The 2303-nt window shown below is 39.2% G+C and carries 2 protein-coding genes; both read right to left on the reverse strand.

Features of this window, described 5'->3' with window-relative positions:
• Positions 1-235: 235 nt before the first annotated feature.
• On the reverse strand, positions 236-1333 hold the full coding sequence (ddlA, locus tag Xbed_RS18390) for a D-alanine--D-alanine ligase (RefSeq protein ID WP_086114269.1): 1098 nt from the start codon (positions 1331-1333) through the stop codon (positions 236-238).
• A gap of 489 nt (positions 1334-1822) precedes the next feature.
• Complete coding sequence (locus Xbed_RS18395) at positions 1823-2212, reverse strand: ParB family protein (protein WP_086114270.1); 390 nt, start codon at positions 2210-2212, stop codon at positions 1823-1825.
• Between the last annotated feature and the right edge of the window lie 91 nt (positions 2213-2303).

Consider the following 2303-nt stretch of genomic DNA (forward strand, 5'->3'; position numbering starts at 1 on the left):
ATAGCCTTTTGTTCCTTTATTTCTCTATTTTTGACGACTTAAAGTTATAAAGGAGCGGCTATGTCATTTCAACTCATCATAAAAGTCGAGCATCGCGTTTAACCTACATTTAAGATACAAGGGCAGAGAGTGCGGATTGTCATCAGGACTCTTTGAAGCCGAATATATGTTTGCGACTACTTTTGTCAGAAAAATATGTTACCTACTTGCATTGAGTCGGTGTCCATATAAGCTCTTAGAAGATTGAGCTCTTTAGTTGTATATCGTTTCTGTAGCGTTCTATAGCTAAATCAATAAGTCGCGTGATTAGGTTTGTATAGCTAAGGCCACTTGCTTCCCACAGCTTTGGATACATGCTTATGTTGGTAAAACCTGGTAGAGTGTTAACTTCATTAATAACAATCTGCTTGTCTTCAGTCATGAATAAATCTACTCGAGCCATTCCCGCACAGCCAAGAACCTCAAATGCTTTTAAGGCTACATTCCGCACACGCTCACTGATATCCTGACTCATCTGGGCAGGTACAACTATCTTTGCACCTTCACTTTCAATATATTTGGTTTGATAAGAGTAGAAGCCGCTGCTAAGTACAACTTCGCCACATATACTTGCTTCAGGATATTCATTGCCCAGTATCGCACACTCAATTTCTCTTCCATCAATAGCTTTTTCTATTAGCAGTTTGTTGTCAAAGGCGAAAGCAAGCTCAAGCGCTATTTCAAACTCTTCAGGAGTAGTCACCTTACTGACGCCTACAGAAGAACCTTGGTTAGCGGGTTTTATGAACACTGGCATACCTAATTGTGCCTGAATTGTTTCAAAGCTCAGTTCATGACGTTTATGGCGGTTAAGGCATGTAAAAGGGGCCACTGTCAATCCTGCATCTCGAAGCAGGCGTTTGGTCACATCTTTATCCATACATACGGCTGAGCCAAGTACCCCGGAACCAACGAAGGGGAGATTAGCCATACGAAGTAATCCCTGTAATGAACCATCTTCTCCCAGTGTGCCGTGTACAATAGGAAAGATAACATCCAATTGTGAAAGCAATTGAGCATTTCTAGATTCGATCAGCTGGTTTTGCACTTGTCCTGGGACAAGTGCAACGTGTCTTCCTGACTGATTCAATGCAATAAGGGAGGGATCATCTGCATTAAGCAAGAATCCAGAAGCTTCGTTAAGGTGCCATATGCCTTCTTTGTCTATGCCAATGAGTGACACATCGAACTTTTTTTTATCTATAGCATCAAGGATATTTTTCGCTGATTGAAGAGAGACTTCATGTTCGGAAGATTTCCCTCCAAAAAAGAGTCCCACATGTTTTTTTTGCATCTAAATATCTCCATGCGAATTTGATAGAAGATAAAATCAATAGCAAGAATAACACACTAAAAATGTTGCTTTCTGATCTGTTTAGCACGTTTTTGAGGTGCCCAGAATTCTTTGTTATGGCCTAGGGATTCTGGATATATTTTTATCCTTTTTCCACTTCCTTTCGTATTCAGCCAGTGAAGTGCCCCCCATTAAAACTATGTGAACGAAGATGATTGTAATACTTTCTGATGAGTAAAGTGCGGCAGTTTCGCTTTTTAAAGAAAGCAGGGAAAGCATAGGTTATCGGATGTTGGCGAAAGCATTATGTGTAGTAGTTCATACTTGATCTGACAGGCACTGAATTAAAATGGGTGACTGTCAGATCAAGTATGAACTACTACAATTTAGTAAGCCGCTCTTCCACTATGAAATCTTGGAATTTCACCCTGAACTTTATCAAATAAACGGAACAAATTCATTTTATTATAGATTAAATTGATTGGTGTATTACTCGTTTAAATAGAAGTGTTTTCGCATTAAAACCTGAATCATTCTTTCTAATTCTTCCTGAAAATCTTTCGGTAAGCGGTTAAATTCAAAACTCACGGATCTATCTTTAACCCGTTTGCGGGCGAAGGAATCCTTATCTTTGAAGCTCCAAAGAGAGCTGACCTGCTGCTTTTCTTGTGCAGTTTTTTTTACTTTGTTGCTGCTGAAGTTTTTAAACAGCTTGATGATGATCGACTTCATTTCGTCGGGAGCAACCGGCTTAGTTTTATCCATATGTTGGACTTCATCACTCACACAACTGACGATTTCATCAATCGAAAGTTTGTTTTTCTTTATGTTAACGGTGACGTCCAAAAGTGCTTTATAGTCTGGGTAGTTTAACGCGATGCTCGACTTTTATGATGAGTTGAAATGACATAGCCGCTCCTTTATAACTTTAAGTCGTCAAAAATAGAGAAATAAAGGAACAAAAGGCTAT

Origin of the sequence: Xenorhabdus beddingii, assembly GCF_002127545.1 — a bacterium.
GTDB classification, from domain to species: domain Bacteria; phylum Pseudomonadota; class Gammaproteobacteria; order Enterobacterales; family Enterobacteriaceae; genus Xenorhabdus; species Xenorhabdus beddingii.